Raw genomic sequence first — 2,615 nt, forward strand, 5'->3', positions numbered from 1 at the left:
GGGCATTGAACAAAATCATTTGGTAACCGTTCTTAGCTATGTAATGATCGGTCGAATTTACAGGAGTATGTCATGTCTGGATTGAGAGAAGGCCTTGACTGCCCATTCTCTGGGCACGGCGAAGATTTGGTCAACGTGAAATTTTTCCGTGGTACTCGTGATGACGTTATCACTGCCGCTGAAATGCTTGAACAATCCAGCCTCGCCGGGACGCAAGTGAAAGTTAAGGCTGCGGATGTCAGTCGTAACGCGCCCGTGAGTAAGCACGAAAAAATTAATATACGCGAGTTTGCTGCTTCGCTATAGCGTTCGTCCACTTGGGACGAAGATTTAAGAGCCTAGGTTATTCCTGGGCTCTTTTTGTTTGGGTTGAACGATGAACGCTGGCGACCTTATTAAAGTCTTTTCTACCTGCGAAAACTTGCCCATTGACGTGAACGATGTGCTGCGAGAGCTAAAAGCAGGCGGGTGTGAAGACGACATCGAGTTTATAGGGGTCGATTTTGACACCGAGATACTCCAAGGCAAGATCAAGGTTTTTCACCTGCGAGACGGACTTTACGGAGCGGAAACAAGACGTTGCGTAAACATCTACTACCATCGTGGCCATGATCCAAATTGGCAGCGCTTGATCGCTTGCAAGGAGTTGCTTCACGTCCTTGATCCTGACTGGGCTCTTACAAATACGATAGGCGATATCGAACGATTGGCGGAAAAGATAGGCTTGCCACCTGAGATGCAAGATCCTCAAGGCGATGGACTAGATGCGAATGTGGACCGACTAGCCGAGTGGAGAGCTGCAGCGTTACTCTTACCGCTCGCGGCACGCGATTTGCTGATGCCAGCGTATAAGGAAGGCAAGATTTCGCTCGCTCAAATTGCGATTTTAGCTGACATTCCGCGTAAGTATGTCGCGTTTGTTATGATGGATACATGGCCATCAGTTCACGCACTTTTGGTAAAATGAACTCCGAACGAATGTGCTTTTTTCTAACTGCGCCTAGCCGGCGGAGCCGGTAAGGCTTTGTATCCTTCTCCCCGCTGGGGAGAAGGTTTGTTTTTCATAGGGCGGTCCCATCCGGGGCCGCCCTTTTTTGTGTTTTCTAGCGGGAGAATGACATGACGGATGCTTTGGAGAGCAGCTTTGATGCGGTGGTGCAGGGGGAACGGATTGCGGCTTTGGAGGCGGATCTGGGGGCTTTGCGGGTGGCGATGCAGCGGCCGGCGCTCGATGGGGTGAAGGGCGGGGCTGTTGACCCGGCGCGCAGTGCTTTTGTCGATCGCTATGTGCGGCAGGGGCTGGAAGCCGGGGTGGAGTTGAAGAGCTTTTCCGGGGCGACCGGCGCGGCCGGGGGCTATGCGGTGCCGCGCGAGATTGATCAGTTGATTGGTACGACGCTCAAGTCGCTGTCGCCGATCCGCGCCATCGCCAATGTCGTGCGGACGGGGACGGCGGGCTATCGCAAGCTGGTGAGTGCAGGCGGCATCGTGTCGGGCTGGGCGAGCGAAACGGGCGCGCGGGCAGAGACGGGGACGCCGGTCTTCAACGAGATCGTGCCGCCATCGGGCGAATTATTCGCCAATCCGGCCGCATCCCAGGCGATGCTCGATGATGCGCAGTTCGATGTCGAGGGCTGGCTGGCGAGCGAGATTGCGCGGGAATTTGCGGTGGCGGAAGGGGCGGCCTTCGTCACTGGCAATGGGACGAACAAGCCCAAGGGGTTCCTGACCTATACGACCACGAATGAGGCGGACGGGGTGCGCGCGTTCGGGTCGCTGCAATATGTGGCGTCGGGGGCGGCGGGGGCTTTCCCGGCGACAGACCCGCAGAACAAGCTGATCGACCTGGTGCAGAGTTTGCGCGCGCCCTATCGGCAGGGGGCGTGTTTCGTGATGAACTCGGCGACCCTGTCGGTGATCCGCAAGATGAAAACGACCGATGGCGCGTTCATCTGGCAGCCGGGGTTGAGTGCGGGGCAGCCCGCGACTTTGCTCGGCTATCCGGTGGTCGAGGCGGAGGATATGCCCGACATCGCGGCCAACAGCCTGTCGATCGCCTTTGGCAATTTCCAGGCGGGCTATGTCGTGGCCGAGCGCAACGAGACGAGCATCCTGCGCGATCCGTTCAGCAACAAGCCGTTCGTGCATTTCTATGCGGTCAAGCGGATCGGCGGGGGTGTGGGCAATAGCGAGGCGATCAAATTGATGCGGTTTGCGGCTTCGTAGTTGAGGCGCGGTGGTGGGACTCCCCCACCCCAACCCTTCAAACGAGTCACGTGCCTCGTTTGAACCTTGAGGGGAGGGGCTTTTTTGCGGGGCCATAGGTGGAGCCCCCTCATCCAACTTCGCCTAGGCGGCTGCGCCGCTAAGGCTGCGTATCCTTCTCCCCGCTGGGGAGAAGGTTTTTTCGGGCTTTGAATTGGGTTGATCCTCCCCTGGCAGGGGAGGTGGCTGGCCGCAGGCCAGACGGAGGGGTGTCACGCTATCGATAGGGTGACACCCCTCCACCACTTCGTGGTCCCCCCCCTTACAGGGGAGGATTTTGCTGGTGGGGTGTCAGCGCTATTTTTTTCTGGGGGGTGGGATGGGGATCAGTGATGGGATGCTGGCGGATC

Annotated in this window: 3 protein-coding genes; all 3 read left to right on the forward strand. The window is 57.6% G+C overall.

The window, feature by feature from the left end; all coding sequences use genetic code 11:
- Positions 1–72 precede the first annotated feature (72 nt).
- The 3 genes from IL54_RS23815 (at position 73) to IL54_RS01030 (ending at position 2,226) form a co-directional block, all read left to right on the forward strand.
- On the forward strand, positions 73–306 hold the full coding sequence (locus IL54_RS23815) for a hypothetical protein (RefSeq protein WP_156106033.1): 234 nt from the start codon (positions 73–75) through the stop codon (positions 304–306).
- Positions 307–376: 70 nt separating this feature from the next.
- A complete protein-coding gene (locus IL54_RS01025) occupies positions 377–967 on the forward strand; it encodes a hypothetical protein (protein WP_037472279.1) in 591 nt (196 codons plus the stop codon).
- A gap of 152 nt (positions 968–1,119) precedes the next feature.
- Positions 1,120–2,226 (forward strand): phage major capsid protein, encoded by a 1,107-nt coding sequence (locus IL54_RS01030; protein WP_037472280.1) that lies wholly within the window; start codon positions 1,120–1,122, stop codon positions 2,224–2,226.
- Positions 2,227–2,615 lie beyond the last annotated feature (389 nt).

It is taken from the genome of Sphingobium sp. ba1, assembly GCF_000743655.1.
Lineage (GTDB): Bacteria > Pseudomonadota > Alphaproteobacteria > Sphingomonadales > Sphingomonadaceae > Sphingobium.

Coding starts and splice junctions, on each gene's coding strand:
- IL54_RS23815 (WP_156106033.1), top strand. CDS start 73: ATGTCTGGATTGAGAGAAGGCCTTGACTGCCCATTCTCTGGGCACGGC.
- IL54_RS01030 (WP_037472280.1), top strand. CDS start 1,120: ATGACGGATGCTTTGGAGAGCAGCTTTGATGCGGTGGTGCAGGGGGAA.
- IL54_RS01025 (WP_037472279.1), top strand. CDS start 377: ATGAACGCTGGCGACCTTATTAAAGTCTTTTCTACCTGCGAAAACTTG.